The sequence below is a fragment of the Gammaproteobacteria bacterium genome, assembly GCA_009845905.1.
Taxonomy (GTDB): Bacteria; Pseudomonadota; Gammaproteobacteria; order Steroidobacterales; family Foliamicaceae; genus Foliamicus.
In genome coordinates this window covers 137842-153247 of sequence record VXYS01000013.1, presented here as the reverse complement: position 1 = coordinate 153247, position 15406 = coordinate 137842, and the positions used below count along the sequence as shown (strand labels likewise).

The 15406-nt window shown below is 61.2% G+C and carries 14 protein-coding genes; 8 read left to right on the top strand and 6 right to left on the bottom strand.

Going from position 1 to position 15406, the window contains the following annotated elements; all coding sequences use genetic code 11:
- Positions 1 to 26: 26 nt before the first annotated feature.
- Together F4036_12360 and murJ are read right to left on the bottom strand one after the other, a co-directional pair.
- On the bottom strand, positions 27 to 962 hold the full coding sequence (locus F4036_12360) for a bifunctional riboflavin kinase/FAD synthetase (protein ID MYK38532.1): 936 nt from the start codon (positions 960 to 962) through the stop codon (positions 27 to 29).
- Positions 963 to 996: 34 nt separating this feature from the next.
- Positions 997 to 2571 (bottom strand): murein biosynthesis integral membrane protein MurJ, encoded by a 1575-nt coding sequence (gene murJ / locus F4036_12355; protein MYK38531.1) that lies wholly within the window; start codon positions 2569 to 2571, stop codon positions 997 to 999.
- A gap of 190 nt (positions 2572 to 2761) precedes the next feature.
- Here murJ and F4036_12350 point away from each other — a divergent pair, with 190 nt between their 5' ends.
- Together F4036_12350 and F4036_12345 are read left to right on the top strand one after the other, a co-directional pair.
- On the top strand, positions 2762 to 3790 hold the full coding sequence (locus F4036_12350) for an L-threonine 3-dehydrogenase (protein MYK38530.1): 1029 nt from the start codon (positions 2762 to 2764) through the stop codon (positions 3788 to 3790).
- Positions 3783 to 4976, top strand: coding sequence for a glycine C-acetyltransferase (locus F4036_12345; GenBank protein MYK38529.1), 1194 nt, complete (start codon positions 3783 to 3785; stop codon positions 4974 to 4976). Before F4036_12350 ends, F4036_12345 begins: the two co-directional genes overlap by 8 nt.
- Positions 4977 to 5013: 37 nt before the next feature.
- Here F4036_12345 and F4036_12340 read toward each other — a convergent pair whose 3' ends face one another.
- The gene (locus F4036_12340) at positions 5014 to 5721 is read right to left on the bottom strand and encodes an amino acid racemase (protein ID MYK38528.1); all 708 of its coding nucleotides are present in this window, start codon (positions 5719 to 5721) and stop codon (positions 5014 to 5016) included.
- Positions 5722 to 5844: 123 nt separating this feature from the next.
- On the opposite strand from F4036_12340, the gene F4036_12335 reads away from it, so the two are divergent.
- The gene (locus F4036_12335; protein ID MYK38527.1) at positions 5845 to 7248 is read left to right on the top strand and encodes an amidohydrolase family protein; all 1404 of its coding nucleotides are present in this window, start codon (positions 5845 to 5847) and stop codon (positions 7246 to 7248) included.
- A 47-nt stretch (positions 7249 to 7295) separates the two neighbouring features.
- Here the strand turns inward: F4036_12335 and F4036_12330 are convergent, their stop codons facing one another.
- The gene (locus tag F4036_12330) at positions 7296 to 8015 is read right to left on the bottom strand and encodes a GntR family transcriptional regulator (GenBank protein MYK38526.1); all 720 of its coding nucleotides are present in this window, start codon (positions 8013 to 8015) and stop codon (positions 7296 to 7298) included.
- A gap of 42 nt (positions 8016 to 8057) precedes the next feature.
- A complete protein-coding gene (locus F4036_12325) occupies positions 8058 to 8552 on the bottom strand; it encodes a heme-binding protein (protein MYK38525.1) in 495 nt (164 codons plus the stop codon).
- A 63-nt stretch (positions 8553 to 8615) separates the two neighbouring features.
- On the opposite strand from F4036_12325, the gene F4036_12320 reads away from it, so the two are divergent.
- Genes F4036_12320 through F4036_12300 form a run of 5 tightly spaced genes read left to right on the top strand, consistent with a single transcriptional unit; the run spans position 8616 to position 13140 of the window.
- Positions 8616 to 9770: a hypothetical protein gene (locus F4036_12320; protein MYK38524.1), complete on the top strand. Its 1155-nt coding sequence runs from the start codon at positions 8616 to 8618 to the stop codon at positions 9768 to 9770.
- The gene (locus tag F4036_12315) at positions 9767 to 10336 is read left to right on the top strand and encodes a hypothetical protein (GenBank protein ID MYK38523.1); all 570 of its coding nucleotides are present in this window, start codon (positions 9767 to 9769) and stop codon (positions 10334 to 10336) included. The genes F4036_12320 and F4036_12315 overlap by 4 nt, the downstream gene beginning before the upstream one ends.
- Complete coding sequence (locus tag F4036_12310) at positions 10333 to 10983, top strand: redoxin domain-containing protein (GenBank protein MYK38522.1); 651 nt, start codon at positions 10333 to 10335, stop codon at positions 10981 to 10983. Before F4036_12315 ends, F4036_12310 begins: the two co-directional genes overlap by 4 nt.
- Before the next feature lie 37 nt (positions 10984 to 11020).
- Positions 11021 to 11578 (top strand): methylamine dehydrogenase (amicyanin) light chain, encoded by a 558-nt coding sequence (locus F4036_12305; GenBank protein ID MYK38521.1) that lies wholly within the window; start codon positions 11021 to 11023, stop codon positions 11576 to 11578.
- Positions 11578 to 13140 (top strand): hypothetical protein, encoded by a 1563-nt coding sequence (locus F4036_12300; protein MYK38520.1) that lies wholly within the window; start codon positions 11578 to 11580, stop codon positions 13138 to 13140. Before F4036_12305 ends, F4036_12300 begins: the two co-directional genes overlap by 1 nt.
- Positions 13141 to 13193: 53 nt before the next feature.
- Here the strand turns inward: F4036_12300 and F4036_12295 are convergent, their stop codons facing one another.
- Positions 13194 to 15284 carry a PQQ-dependent dehydrogenase, methanol/ethanol family gene (locus tag F4036_12295; protein ID MYK38519.1) on the bottom strand — a complete coding sequence of 697 codons (2091 nt, stop codon included), beginning with the start codon at positions 15282 to 15284 and terminating at the stop codon, positions 13194 to 13196.
- Between the last annotated feature and the right edge of the window lie 122 nt (positions 15285 to 15406).

Below are 15406 nucleotides of genomic sequence, written 5' to 3'. Positions count from 1 at the left end.
GCTTGAAGCGGAAGTGTGGCGAACGACTACGCGGCGCGCAAGAGTTCGCGGGCCTGGTCGGCGTCGCGGTCCATCTGCACGCGCAATTCCTCGAGGTTCTTGAAATGCACTTCGTCGCGCAGCTTCGCCACCGGCTCGATGTCCAGGAAACGTCCGTACAGATTGCCGCTGAAGTCGAAGATATGCGCTTCCAGGATCTTCTCCGTGCCGCCCACCGTGGGCCGATAGCCGATGCTGGCCACGCCCGCCAGCGGCTCTTCCTCCACCCCGTGCACGCGCACGGCGAAGATCCCGTCAATGGGACTGACGCGGCCTTTCAGGGCAATGTTGGCCGTTGGATAGCCCAGCTTTGCGGCGCCGATCTTCAGGCCGTGAATGACGCGCCCGCCCATGCAGTAGCGGCGCCCCAGGAGCCTCGCGGCCTGCGTCAGGTCCGAGGCCGCCAGCGCCCGCCGCACTCCGGTGCTGGAAACACGCTCGCCGTCGACACTCACGGGCGGCGCCTGCTCCACGCTGAATCCGAGCTGCCGCCCGCCCGCCGCCAGTTCATCCATGCCGCCGCTGCGCCTGTAGCCGAACCGGAAATCCGGCCCCTGGATCACGTGCCGCGCCTTGAGCAGTCCGGCCAGCAGATCGCGCATGAAGTTGTCGGGCGAAAGCGTGCGGATCGCATCGTTGAACGGCGGGCAATAGAAGGCATCGACGCCGGCGGCGTTCAGCGCGGCGCATTTCTCGCGCAGCGACATCAGCCGGGGCGGTGGCGTTCCGCGCGCCATGAATTCCTTGGCAGACGGCTCGAAACTGAACACGACCGACGCCAGGTCGCGTTCGCGGGCCGCCTTGAGGACCCGGCCGAGGACCTCCTGGTGACCGACGTGCATTCCGTCGAAACCGCCGATGGTTACGGCGCATCCGCGGTCGATGGAGGCCGGCAAGCGGGAAATTCGGCGTAGGAGAAGCATCGCTTGCGGCGCGGAAAAGCTACGGTGTATGGAATTATAGGTAGGAAGTATCGCGCCAGCGGTGGCCGGTCAGGAACAGGCAGAGGAAATAGGCCGCCGCGGCGCCGCCCACGCAAGCCAGTATCCACAGCACCCGTACGATTCGCGAAACCTCCGGCCAGAGCGCCGGCGCGGGCGCGAATTCGATCAGCAGCATCGATAACAGGCCCACCGCGACCGCGATCCTGAGCAGCGGCTTGAACATCGCGCCCCGCTTGCCCTCGGGGTCCTGGCGCCTGAACAGCAGCCACAGGACGGCCGCATTGATCGTCGCGCCCAGCGCCGTGCCGCCCGCCAGCACCGCGTGCGGCGCGTGCAGATCCTGTGCCACCCAGTACCAGAGCAACGGCAGCGTCACCGCGAACTTGCAGGCCAGCGCCGCCACCGCCACCTTGACCGGCGTCTTCATGTCCTGGCGGGCGAAGAACGACGGCACCAGCGTCTTGATCCCGATCAGTCCGGGCAGTCCCACGGCATAGGCCTGGAGACTCACGGCCGCCATTTCGACATCCTGGAGACTGAACTTTCCGCCGAGGAACAGGGTCGCCATGATCGGCTCCGCGAGGATGAACAGCCCGGCGGCGCAGGGCAGCGAAATGGCCAGCCCCGAACGGATCGCCCAGCCCGTGGACGCCAGGTACTCTTCACGTTCTCCGGCGGCGTGCAGGCGCGACAGCTTGGGCAGCGCCACCGTGGCCAGCGCCACGCCGAACACGCCCAGCGGAAATTCCATCAGGCGCTGGGAAAAGTTGAGCCAGCTGATGCTCCCGGACACCAGGAAGCTGGCAAGGATCGTGTCCAGGACCACGCCCACCTGGGCCGCCGACGAACCGATGATGACCGGCACCATCAGGGTCAGGATTCGCCGCACCTTCGAGTCGCGCCAGCCCCATTGCAGCCGGAACGGACCGCAGGTGGAGCGGGCGAAGAACAGCAGGAACGTCATCTGCGCCAGCCCCGCGACGAACACGCCCCAGCCGAGCACCGCGCCCTGCGTTTCCGACTGCATTGCGTAAAGGCTTGCCGCCGCAATGAGGCAGATGTTCATCATGACGGGGGTGAAGGCCGCTGCGGCAAACTTGCGGTGGGCGTTCAGCACCGCGGCCAGCATGGCCGTGATCGAGATGAAGAACAGGTACGGGAAGGTGCGGCGCAGCATCGTGATCGCCTGTTCGTAGGACTCGCCGCCCTGCAGCGCGAAACCGGGAGCGCACAGCCACACGAAGATCGGCGCAAATATCACTCCGACCAGCGACACCAGGGCCACCACCGCGCCCAGCGTGCCCATGACCCGGCCCAGCAGGTCCGCCAGCTCTTCCCCGCCGTCTCCGGCCTCCATGCGCTCCGAGTAAACCGGCACGAAGCTCTGCGACAGCGCCCCCTCGGCGAAGAAATGCCGGAACAGGCTAGGGATCCGGAAGGCGACGATGAACGCGTCCATGACCACGCCCGCGCCGACGAACCATGCGAAGGCGATCTCGCGCGCGAGTCCCAGCACGCGGGACACGGTCGTAAGCCCCGCTACCAGCGACCACGACCCCAGCAGCCCTTTCTTCTTGATGTCGTTCATCCCAGCCGGCAGTTTACCGACGCGCGGCCCCAGTGTTCTGTCCCATAAGGTTCGGCAAGGCAAGGTGTTTACAGGAAAGCATACTAGTATGGTAGACTTGAGCGGGAAGCGAGCAACCTGGGCAGTGCATGGTCCGTTGGCGGATTAAAGCGGTTGGAGCGGTTTCCAAGCCAAATCACGCGCTCGCGACATGAAGGCCCTCGTCAAGACGCGATCCGAACCGGGGCTCTGGTTGCAGGATGTTGCGGAACCGGTACTCGGCATCAACGACGTTCTCGTGCGCATCGACCGGACCGGTGTCTGCGGCACGGATTTGAGTATCTTCAACTGGGACGCCTGGGCGCAGGCGACCATAAACGTGCCCATGGTCGTGGGTCATGAATTCGTCGGTGAAGTGATCGAAACCGGTTCGAACGTGAGCGATTTTGAGCCGGGAGCAATCGTCAGCGGCGAAGGCCACGTGGTCTGCGGCACCTGCCGGAACTGCCTGGCCGGGCGCCGGCACCTCTGCGCGGATACCCGGGGGATCGGCGTGAACCGCCCCGGCGCATTTGCCGAATACCTGGTCCTGCCCATGACCAACGTCTGGCATCACGCGCCGGACGTCGATCTGGACGTGGCGTCGATCTTCGATCCTTTCGGCAACGCCGTGCATACCGCGCTGTCCGTTCCGGTGCTGGGCGAAGACGTGCTGGTCACCGGTTCGGGACCGATCGGCGCAATGGCGGTGGCCGTCGCCCGACACGCCGGCGCCCGCTACGTGGTCGCGACCGACGTCAATCCCTACCGATTGGACCTGGCCAGGAAGATGGGCGCGACCCTGGTGCTGGACGCGCGAACCGAGCGCGTCGCGGATGCCCAGAAAAAGCTCGGCATGGTGGAGGGTTTCGATGTAGGCTTGGAAATGTCGGGCAATGACCGCGCCTTCGAGGAGATGCTGGACAACATGTGCCACGGCGGCAAGGTGGCCATGCTGGGGATTCCGAAGACGAAGATGGCGATCGACTGGAACAAGGTCGTTTTCAACATGCTGACCATCAAGGGAATCTACGGCCGCGAGATGTACGAGACCTGGTACAAGATGACCGTGATGTTGCAGAGCGGGCTCGACATTACACCGGTCATCACCCATCAGTTCCATTATTCGGAATTCGCCAAGGCCTTCGAGATCATGCGGTCCGGAGATTGCGGGAAGATCATTCTGCACTGGAATGACTGATTCGTACGAAGCCGTTTCGCGTCAACTCGACGCGACTCTGGGAGCGATCCGGGATCAGGGCCTGCACAAGGACGAGCGCGTACTGACCACGCCCCAGCGGGCCCACATCGGTGTGGCCGGCGGTGCGCAGGTGATCAACCTGTGCGCCAACAACTACCTCGGGCTGGCGGATCATCCGGAAGTCATCGGCGCGGCCCACGAGGGCCTGGACCGGTGGGGATACGGTCTCTCGTCGGTACGGTTCATCTGCGGAACCCAGGCGATCCACAAGGAGCTGGAGGCCAGCCTGTCGAAGTTCCTGGGAATGGACGACACCATTCTCTACACGTCCTGCTTCGACGCGAATACGGGCCTGTTCGAAACGCTTCTGGGGCCGGACGACGCCATCATTTCAGACGAGTTGAACCATGCCAGCATCATCGACGGCATCCGGCTCTGCAAGGCGCAGCGTCACCGCTATCGCAACAACGACATGGAGGCGCTTGAGACCAGGCTTCAGGACGCTTCCGGTGCGCGAACCCGCCTGATCGCGACCGACGGGGTCTTTTCCATGGACGGCGCGGTCGCCGACCTGCCCGGTATATGCGACCTGGCCGACAGGTATGGCGCGCTGGTCATGGTGGACGACTCGCATGGCGTGGGATTCATGGGAGACAACGGACGGGGCACTCCCGAACATCACCGGGTCGTCGAACGCATCGACATCGTCACCGGCACACTGGGCAAGGCGCTGGGGGGCGCCAGCGGCGGCTATACCGCCGCGCGGCAGGAGATCGTGGACCTGCTGCGCCAGCGGTCCCGGCCGTACCTGTTCTCCAATTCATTGGCGCCGTCGATCGTGACCGCATCGCTCAAAGCCATCGAACTTCTCGTGGCCGACAACGAACTTCGCGACCGCTTGTGGGCCAACACCCGGTTTTTCAGGGAGCGGATCGCGGCAGCCGGGTTCGAGATCCTGCCGGGACAGCACCCCATCGTGCCGATCATGCTGGGCGACGCCGCGCTCGCCAACCGGTTCGCCAACCGAATGCTCGAGAAAGGGGTCTACGTAATCGGGTTTTCCTACCCGGTCGTGCCAAAAGGCAAGGCCCGCATTCGCACACAGATTTCGGCCGCGCATTCGCTGGAGGACCTGGAAACCGCCGTGGAGAAATTTGCCGAAACGAAGGCCGAAATACGCGCATAGTCCGGAAGGGACACGCGAGACGATCGCCTTCTCGCACTCATCGACTCTCCGCCACCGCCGCCGCAACCGTCGCCCTGGCCAGTGCCCGGGTAGAGCTGATGACCGGAACGGGCAGTTCGCCTTCGCTTAGAACAAGCGGGATCTCGGTGCAGCCGGCGATGATTGCCTCGGCCCCCTGCTCGACCAGCGTCCCGGCGAGAACGCGCATTAACCGCTGGACTTCGGGGCCCTTGTCGCCTGCCTTGATTCGGGTGATCAGTCGCATGAGCCCGGCCACATCCGGTGCGTCGGGAACAACGGGCGCAATGCCCCGGTCGCGCAGGGCTTGCTGGAAACCTCCGAACTCGAGGCAGCCGTCCGTTGCGAGAATCCCGACGCTCGAGCAGTCATTGCAGGCGTCGGCGGTCACTTCAATGATCGATATCAGCGGTATGGTCGTGAGTTCCGCTAGCGGCTCCAGAAAGGCATGCGCGGAGTTGCACGGCATCACGAGGAAGTCGGCGCCGGCGGCCTCCAGCCGCCGTCCCATCTGCCCGATGATCGGACCCGGATCATCGCCGTCTCCCAGGATGGCGGCCTGCCTGTTCGGCACCTTGGTGTTGTTGTCGACCAGCATCGGGATGTGGTCCTGGTCACAGCCGGCCTTGGTGAGCGAGACCACTTCAGACAGGAAGTCGATGGTCGCGTCCGGACCCATGCCGCCCAGGACGCCGACAGTCTTGAAGCTTGCAGATAGACCGCTCACGCCCGAGGCCTCGAACCGGGTTTTATTGTCATCACGTCTGTCACGCTACCGGACTCGTCCCATGGCTCTGCATTTCACAATAGCAAGGGTGAATTAACATAGTATTTCAGAATTGTGGGAACAATGATCTTGAGTCAGCCGGAAGCCAGAATTCTCCTGCATACCCCGTCTCTGGCCGGTAATTCCGTGGCCGTTCAGGCACGGAGGGCACGGTGTTTGATAGTCGGGTTGGTGTTTCTGCTGGTGGGCAATCCCGTCCCTGCCGAGAATGTCGCCATTATCCATGCGGGCACCTTGATAACTCCCGTCGACGGGGCCCTGGAATCCACCAAATCCAGGACGATCGTGATCGTCGGGGACAAGGTCGCGCGAGTGGAGGATGGTTTTCCCACCCCCGGGGAGTTGGGGTTTGAGGATTCGAGCTCCGCGACACTGATTGATCTCAAGGACAGTTACGTTCTTCCAGGGCTGATAGACGGACATGTCCATCTCACCGCGCTGCCGGTAGGTAACAGGCGCCTGGGCTTTGTGGTTCTTTCGGACGCGGACCGCGCCATTCTTGGCGCGGCGGCCGCCAAGAGGACTCTTTTGGCCGGGTTTACTACGGTTCGCGACCTGGGCGCCCGGGGACCCGATTCGATATATGCGCTGCGTGATGGAATCAGCCGCGGTGACGTTGCCGGTCCAAGAATCCTGGCGTCGGGGCAGACCATTACCCCGACAGGCGGACATATTGACAGGAGTACCGGGTTTCGGCACGGACTTTTCGAATTTTTTACTCCTTCCGGCGTGTGCGACGGTGCGGACGAGTGCGCCAAGGCCGTGCGACGGCAAATCAGAGACTCGGCGGAAGCCATCAAGTTGACATCCACAGGAGGCGTTCTCAGCGCAGCCAGCGCCGGCGTAGGTCAACAGTTCACAAGCGCGGAGCTGGAATCAATAGTCGATACCGCCCATTCCCTGGGGCGAAGGGTTGCGGCCCATGCCCACGGCCTGGACGGAATCAATGCCGCTTTGGACGCGGGCGCCGATTCCATAGAGCACGGCACTTTTCTGGACGAAAGCAGCATTCTTCGCTTCAGGGAGAGTGGCGCCTTTCTGGTCCCGACGCTTCTGGCGGGCGATACCATTTCGCGCTGGGCGGAACTGGAGGATTCTCCCCTTCCCGCAGCTCAAAAGGAAAAGGCCCTTGTCGTGGGTCCTCAGATGCTCACGGCAACCCGCAAGGCGCACGAAGCGGGAATAAGGATTGCCCTGGGTTCGGATTCCGGCATGGACGGTCACGGCAAGAACTGCGGAGAGTTCGGCCTGCTGGTGGAAGCCGGTCTTTCCAACGAGGAGGCCTTGCTGGCCTCTCTGGTCAATGCCGCGGAGAATCTGGGCATGGCGGACCAAATCGGCAGAATCCAGGAGGGATACTACGCAGACGTTATCGCCACCTCGACGGACCCGACGAAAGACATCGATGCGCTCTGCTCGATCGAAATGGTGATCAAGGGCGGGGTTGCCCATCCGACGCCCAGATAGCGGCCTGCGCCGGGCGCCGCCGCAGCGTGGCTCATGCCAAAGCGAGACTAAGCGCGCTTGGAACCGCGCGAGCGAATCACCGTGTGACTGCCCCTGGGCTTGTCGAGCCTTTCAAGGAGCATGGCCTCGACGTTGGCAATATGCTCTTCAATAATCGACTGCGCGCCCTTTATGTCGTTTTGCTTGATGGCCGCAATCAATTGACGATGCTGTTTCAGCGCGGCATTCAACCGGGTCTTCGTGAACGGCAACAGTTGCCTTAGAGCATGCAATCTGTTGGAAATGCCGTGATAGGACTGAATAAGGAAAGGATTCTCGCTCGCCTCGATCAGTGCGCGGTGAAAAGCGGTGTCCAGTTGATGACACTCTTCGAGATTGACGCTGAGCGCCTTGGCGGCCTGTCTCACGTTGTCGACCAATGTCTGAACGAAAATTTCCTTGTGGTCGGATTTCGCCAGAATCTTGAGAGCCGCCGATTCCAACACGAGACGCATCTGGCAGATCGACACGATTTCATCGGGGTCGGGGCCAAAAACGTAGGTGCCGGACTGGGGCCTGACATCCACGAGCCCCTCGACGGCAAGCGACATGATCGCTTCCCGTACGGGAGTCCGGCTGATCTGCAGGTCTTCCGCTATGCTTTGCTCGGAAATCTGAGATCCAAGCGGAAGTCGCCCCGAGGTGATCTCCTCACGGAGCATATGCGCCACCTTCACCCTCAGCGGCGCCACTTTCATGTCCAGAATGTTTAAATTCGTTCGATTCACACCCTAAGTTCCGTCGATAACGTCATTCAGCCGACAATTATCTCAATTTGTCTGGAATTGCAATTCAGCCGCCAGAATACCTGCCTGCGCACAGGCGGCGTCGTTGCTGTCCGACGAACCGGATACACCGACCCCGCCCAGCAACGTCCCATCGCTCGCAAAAATGGCTTCCCCTCCGCCGAATCCGGGAAAGGCGGGCAGCCCCAGGTAAGCGGGATTCTTCTCCGCGCGCTCGGCCCACAGTTTCGTCGGCCGGCCATAGCTTGCCGCTGCCTCCGCCTTGAGAAGCGCGATCCTGACGTTGCCGGTCTTGACGCCGTCCATCCTCAGGAAAGCCAGGAGAGTCGCCCTGTCGTCGTAAATGGCGATCGCCATTTTCCAGTCGTTTTCCAGGGCTTTCCGCTTGCACGCTTCAATGATGGTCTGCGCCGCATCGGAATCCAGTGTCGGGCGCAGTGACTGTGCATATGAGGGCTGCAACGGAAACAACAGGTGAAGAGCCCCGAGTAAGGTCAGGTATCCTGTTTTCACGTGCATGATGAACTACCCCTTCCCGCCCGAGTATATTAGTATATCTTTCCTCCAAGGCTGCAAGTTCCCGTGTTCCTGGCCGTACTGTCCTCCCTGCTGATGCTGTCGATTTTTTCGGCCGGCGCCTTGGCGCAGGTTCCTCTGGACACCATTCCCAATTCGCGCACGCTCCCCGGGGAATATCCCGAAAGCTGGGTCATCGTTCAGGACTTCAACTATCCGACGATGGTGCTGGGCGGCTACATCATCATAGACGTTGCCGCGAAAACCGATCAGGTGAAAGGCCAGTTTCAGGGGGCGCAGTTCGCAGGCCTTGCCTGGTCGAAAAAACGCGCCGAGCTCTACGTTGCCGAGAGCTACTACGAAAACGTGGGCTACGGTCGGCGCAGCGATCTGGTGACGATATACGAACAGGCAAACCTGCAGGCAATCGGCAAGGTCCCGCTGCCCGGCAACAAGCGGGCATTCATGAGCCCCCGAACCGCGATGACGCGCCTGACCGGCAATGAGCGATTCCTGCTTCTCTACAACTTCACGCCCGCCGCATCCGTCACGGTCGTCGACATGGAACAAAGGATTGTTGCGGGTGAAGTCCAGATTCCGGGCTGCACTTTCATCTATCCGTATGCGGACCAGAGTTTCTTCACGCTGTGCGGCGACGGATCCCTGGCCCACTTCACCTTGAATGCGTCCGGCGACGTGATTGAAGAGGGGCTGACCGATCCGTTCAACGATATCGATAACGATGCCATGTACATGACACCGGGCGTCTTCGATCAGATTTTTTATTTCCCGACTCAGTTCGGCAGGTTGCAACCGGTCGATCTGTCAGGCGCCAAGCCGGTAGTTCTTCCGGACTGGAGCCTGATCAGCGACGAAGAAGAGCAGGACCGCTGGCGGCCCGTAAGGCGTGAAACGGTTGATGTCGACCGCTCCGGAACTCTCTACGTGCTGATGCACAGGGTTGAAGAAGACGGCGCGCGCATCGGGGGCACATCCGAAGTCTGGTCGTTCGATCCGGCAGCCCGAAAGCGCGTCGGGCGCATCGGGTTACGCAAGGACGCATCCGCGCTTGCAGTCACGGGGGGAGACAGCCCCCACCTGGTATTGCTTTCCGGAAATGGATTCGGCGTTTATGAAGCGAAAACCGGAGAATTCATCCAGGAGATAGGAGGCTGGTGGGAAGACGCGACGACGTTTCAGCTGATCCACACCAACAAATGAGCTGGCCCATGATCGATCCGCTGGCGCATTGGCTTATCGCTCTTTTCCTGGCGGGATTTTTCCTGTCCGGCGGGTTCCACAAGTTCAGGGATTTTGAACGATTTGTTTCGCTGCTGGGGAAATATGACGTCGTTCGTCCGAATCTGCTTGCCCTCGCCGCGGGCCTGGTCGTGGCGGTTGAGACGACTATCGGACTCGCGCTCTTGACGTCTCTCCTGTTCCCGCAATTGCGGATTCTCGGAATGGGTGGATTTGCTGCGGGCGCGGCGCTCCTGTTCGCGTACCTGTTGTTGATGGCTTACTCTCTTGCAAGAGGAAATCGAGAAATAGACTGCGGTTGCTCCTTTCGGAAGCAACGATCACTGATCTCGGCCTGGCATCTCTGCCGGAATGGCGTCCTGATCCTGATTTGTCTGGCCGGCGTGCTGCCCGTCACCGCGCGTGAGCTGCAAACCATTGATTGGCTCCATCTGCCGTTGATGGTACTGGCCGCCGGTATGCTGTATGTCCTGGTCGATACGTTGCTTGCGAACAGAAGTTATCTGACCCCGAACTCAACAGCATGACCAGTTTTCTCGTAGTTTCCAATCTGATCCTCTGGATCCTGGTATTGGCGCTCGGCGTCATTGCCTTTGCCCTTGCGCGTCAGGTTGGGGTCCTGTTCGAGCGAATCGCACCGGTGGGCGCGCTCGCGATGAACAGGAAGCTGGCCGGCGGCGATGTCGCTCCGACGATGCGTCTGGACACGATCGACGGAGGAAAAATCGAAATCGGCAAACCCGCCGATGCCGCCAGCAAAGACAAGGCGCAGCTGATATTTTTCCTCGCTCCCGGGTGTCCGATCTGCAAGACCCTGCTGCCGGCCATCAAGTCAATCGCGGCCAGGGAGCGTGGCTGGCTTGACCTTGTGTTCGCCAGCGATGGCGAATCGCGCGACGCGCACGTCGAGTTTATCGACAGGCACAGGATCGGCAGTTACCCGTACGTCTTGTCGCAGTCGCTCGGTATTGAGTTCGGGGTCAGTCAACTGCCGTTCGCGGTACTCATCGATGACGACGGTCGAATCAGCGGACTGGGGCTGACAAATTCGCGCGAGCACCTGGAGAGTCTGATCGAAACGCAAGTGATGAAGGTCTCGACCATACAGGAACACCTGGAACTGGTCGATTTCGGCATCAAGGCGCCCGATAGCGCCAACGTGCGGCCTCAATGACCGGGTCCCGCAATCACTTTCGGCCCGGGAGGGGCATATGTCGTTTGTAGAGAAGCTGTCGGAAAAAATAACACGGCAACTGGCGCAACGCACCTCCCGGCGCAGCCTGCTTGGCGGCCTGGGTTCGCTGCTCGTGGGCGGCGCCGCCCTGCCCCTTTTGCCTGTGGCCAGGGTCCATGCCGACCAGGAGCCCGGGGGCTATGAAGGGGTTGCCCCCAGGCCGCCGGTGAGTGACGGGGAAGAGGGAAGCCAGACGAGCTGCGACTACTGGCGTTACTGCGGCATCGGCGGACCGCTATGCGCATGTTGCGGAGGCAGCGCAAATGCCTGCCCGCCGGGGACCGTCATGTCACCGCTCTCCTGGATCGGAACGTGCCTCAATCCTGCCGACGACGTCTACTACATCATTTCCTACAACGATTGTTGCGGGAAACCCACGTGCAAGAGATGTTTGTGTTCTCCGCATGATCCCAATGCGAAGCCCCCGATCAGGTCGCAGTCGAGCCGGGCCTACCTCTGGTGCATGGGCTCCGGGGAAACGACGTTTACCTGCTCGACCTCGAATGTCGTCGGCATAGCCGTCCAGCAAAAGTAGTGGCGGCGGCCCCGGCTGTGCGCTTTCTCGCCGTCTGCGTTTCGGGGCTGCTGCTGTCCGTGGGCGGCAACGCCTCGGAACCTCCCGATCCTGAAAATGCACCGGCCCTGTCCGGCGCGGAACTCAACTGGACCATGAGTTGCAGAGGTTGCCACGGGACGAATGCCGAGGGAACCGAAGGTGGCGCGCCGAACATGGCGGGCCAGGTGTCCCGCTTCCTCAAGGTGGAAGGCGGGCGGCAATACCTGGTTCGCGTGCCCGGCGTCGCCTTTGCCAGTCTCTCCGATTCCGAGGTGGCGGAACTGTTGAACTGGATGCTCAGGAAGTTCGACAAGGAAAACATCCCCGACTCTTTTTCTCCATATGACGAGAAGGAGGTCGGCCGTCTGCGTGAGAAACCTCTCATGACCCGCGCCGCGGAAGTTCGTCGGAAACTGATACTCAAGATTGACAACGCTCCCGGCCCTGATTACATCGGCAAGGTGCTCACGGTCACGGGCGCCATAGAGCCCGACCGGCTGGGCGAAACACTGATGCATGAGCATCTGTTCATCGACTTCTGGTTGCCTGCCGATGAGCCGGCCCGCTGGAACCAGCTATTCGGCCGGACTCCGCCCAATTCTCCCGAGGAATTGAATGCATGGAGACAGCCCTTGACCATGCACAACCGCGCCGGGATGGCCGCTCGCCTGTGGGCCAACAGGGATGCCTTCACTCTGGACAGCCTGCAGGACGCACTGGATGAGGTGTCCGATTTTCGTGAGCTTGGGGGAGGCGCGATTGTTGACGTCACGTCCATCGGACTCAACAGGCAACCGGAAAAATTGAGAGAGGTATCGGAGCGCACGGGAGTCCGGATTGTGATGGGCACCGGCTATTACCGAACCGCCTGGCATCCCGTAACGCTGATGGACATGAGCGTCCGTGATCTGGCCCTGCGGATGTATGAGGACATCACCGTCGGCGTGAATGGCACGACGGTAAAGGCGGGAATCATCGGCGAAATACCGATAGAGAAAATCACTTCCGCAGAGCCCGTAACGGGTGAATCGAAAGTACTTAGGGCGGCGGCGATGGCCAGTTCATGGACGGGCGCGGCCATTTCGATTCACAGCGATTTTTACGATATGTCAAAACTCACGCTGGCCCTCGACCTGCTCGAAAGAGATGGCGCGGACCTTTCCCGCGTCATCCTGGGCCACATATCGAACGCGGCGGTGGCGGACCTTACATTTCTTGAGGGTCTGTTGCAGCGGGGAGTCTTTCTTCAGTTTGACGTGTTCGGAAACCCCTGGCAGTTGAGCATGAATGATCTGCGTGGCGCCGAAGCCATTCTTTCGCTCGTGGCAAAGGGCTACTCAAAACAGATCCTGGTGTCGCATGACATGTGTACGAAATTTCAGCTGACCCGGTTCGGGGGCTTCGGACTGAAATATGTGCATACGGTGCTGTTGCCTTATTTCCGCGACCAGGGGATGACGGAAGCTCAAATTAACGACATCATGACGGGCAATCCCGCCCGGGTACTGCCGCTTACAAGGCCGTTGAAAAGCCTTCATTGAGACCGCCCCCATCCGGCCAATGCGGCCCGTTCAGGGTATTACCGAACTGAAGATCAGTCGTCGGCGCCGGAAAGGGCAACTTTTCTGAGGTTGGCTTGATCCTGGACGTAGTACTTGATTGCGTCGGACTCTTCCTGCGTCAGAACATCGGCATGCGCGGGCATTCCGTTGGATTCAAGCGTCCCGTCAAGGACAATTTCCGTCCAGATGTCAAAGATTGAAATGTGCGAGTACCTCAGGTCGGAAACATTGCCGCCACTTGCGGCATTCGGACCGTGGCAATGCAGGCAGTGCGCATGGTACAGCCTGTCGCCAAGTCCAACCATTGCTGACTGCTCCGCGGTAAGGGTCACCGCTTCATAGTTGTCCACCGGCCATTCGATTCTTGCAGGCAAGGGGCGGTCGCCGCCCAAGCTGAAAGCGAACAGGGCCGCGTTTCTAGCCATGTTGTAGCCTGGATGCGCATGGCCCCCAAGAATGGCTATGTATTGCCGACCGTCCACCTCATAGGAAATCGGCCCGCCGACGGCGCCCGTGTTGAGGGAGGCCGACCAAAGCCTTTCGCCCGTCCTTGCATGGTAGGCCGCAAACTCACCGGATCGATCGGACTGAAACACCAGTTCTCCGGCGGTTGAAAGAACGCTGCCGCCGCGCGGCGGATTACGGCTGGCCCGCCAGGCCTCTTTCCGGGCCACCGGGTCCCAGGCGAGCAGGTATTGACCCTCGAGCGTCACGCCCCTTTCCTCGAGGATCGAAGCCAGATCCTGCCACGGCCTGTATCCCAGGTCCTGCCGGAAACGGCCCTGCACTTCAACGATGTCGTCGGTCTGGGTAAACAGGAAGGCCGTTTCGTTTACCGCCATGAACATCAGCCCGGAAGGCCGGTGAAAAGACATGCCGTGCCAATTCCGGTGGCCACTCGGCCCCGGGATGCCCAGGAACGGTTCTTCGATGAATCTTGCATTGGGGTGTTCGACGGGGCGACCGGTCTCCATGTCAACATGCGAGGCCCAGTTCACGGTGGCAATCGGGTCCGCCGACAGGAGTTCGCCGGAACGGCGATCCAGCACATAAAAGAAGCCGTTTTTCGGCGACTGCATGATGACCTGGCGCAACTGGCCATCAATCTCGATATCGGTCAGGACCATGGGCGAGGTAGCGGTAAAGTCCCAGGAATCGCCTGGCGTGGTCTGGTAGTGCCAGACGTAGTCCCCGGTCGTCGCATTGAGCGCAACGATGGACGAGAGGAAAAGATTGTCGCCCCCACCCGGGCTGCGGGTCTCCCGATTCCATGGAGACCCGTTCCCCACACCGATGTAGACAAGATCCAGCTCCGGGTCATAGGACATGGAGTCCCAGACGGTTCCACCGCCGCCGTTTTCCCACCAGGCGCCGTTCCAGGTGCCGGCAGCCATTTCCATGGCGGCATTCTCGAACCCGTCTCCCGGGTTCCCGGGTACCGTGTAAAAGCGCCAGGCCAGTTCGCCCGTGTCCTTGTTGTAGGCCGACACATAACCCCGGACAGCGAACTCGGCGCCGGCGTTCCCGATAAGGACGTTTTCTCCGGCAATACGCGGCGCCCCCGAGCTTGAATAGAGCCCTTCGCCGTCTATCGTGTCCACTTTCCAGATCTCCTCACCGCTCTCCATGTCCAGAGCGAAAAGCTGACCATCGAAAGCGGCCGCGAAGACCTTGCCGTCCGAACTCGTGGGACCCCTGTTCAGGACGGTGCAGCAGGCTCCCCGCACCGCACTGTGATCGGGCTCGGGGGCGTATCTCCAGATCAGCTCTCCGGAGGCGCCGTCAACCTTGCTCACGACACCCCATCCGTCGGTGACGAAAAGGGATCCGTTCACCGCGATCGGAGTGCCCTTGAGGTTCGTTGCCGTAGCGACCGGCATGCGCCAGGCGAGTCCCAATTCGGAGACATTGGAGTGTGATATCTGATCCAGCGGGGAAAACCGGTCCTCGCTGAAATTTCGTCCGGTATTCGGCCAATTCCCGTCGACCACCGTTGAAGGATCCCGGTCATCGAGCGGGGCAGTCGATTCGCGGCCTTCGCCGCAGGCTGAAACAGACAGTCCCGCCGCTGCCGCGAACAGTATCGGCAATGCACTACTGCAAATGCCTGATGAAATCTTCACAGTGAACGTACCTTATCCGAATGGAGCCCCTCACCGATTCAGCGAGGCTCCGGCCACGCGCCTGGCTCTGGCTTGTAGATGGCTGTGCGCTCACCGAACGGGTCGGTGAGCGCACAGCGTTA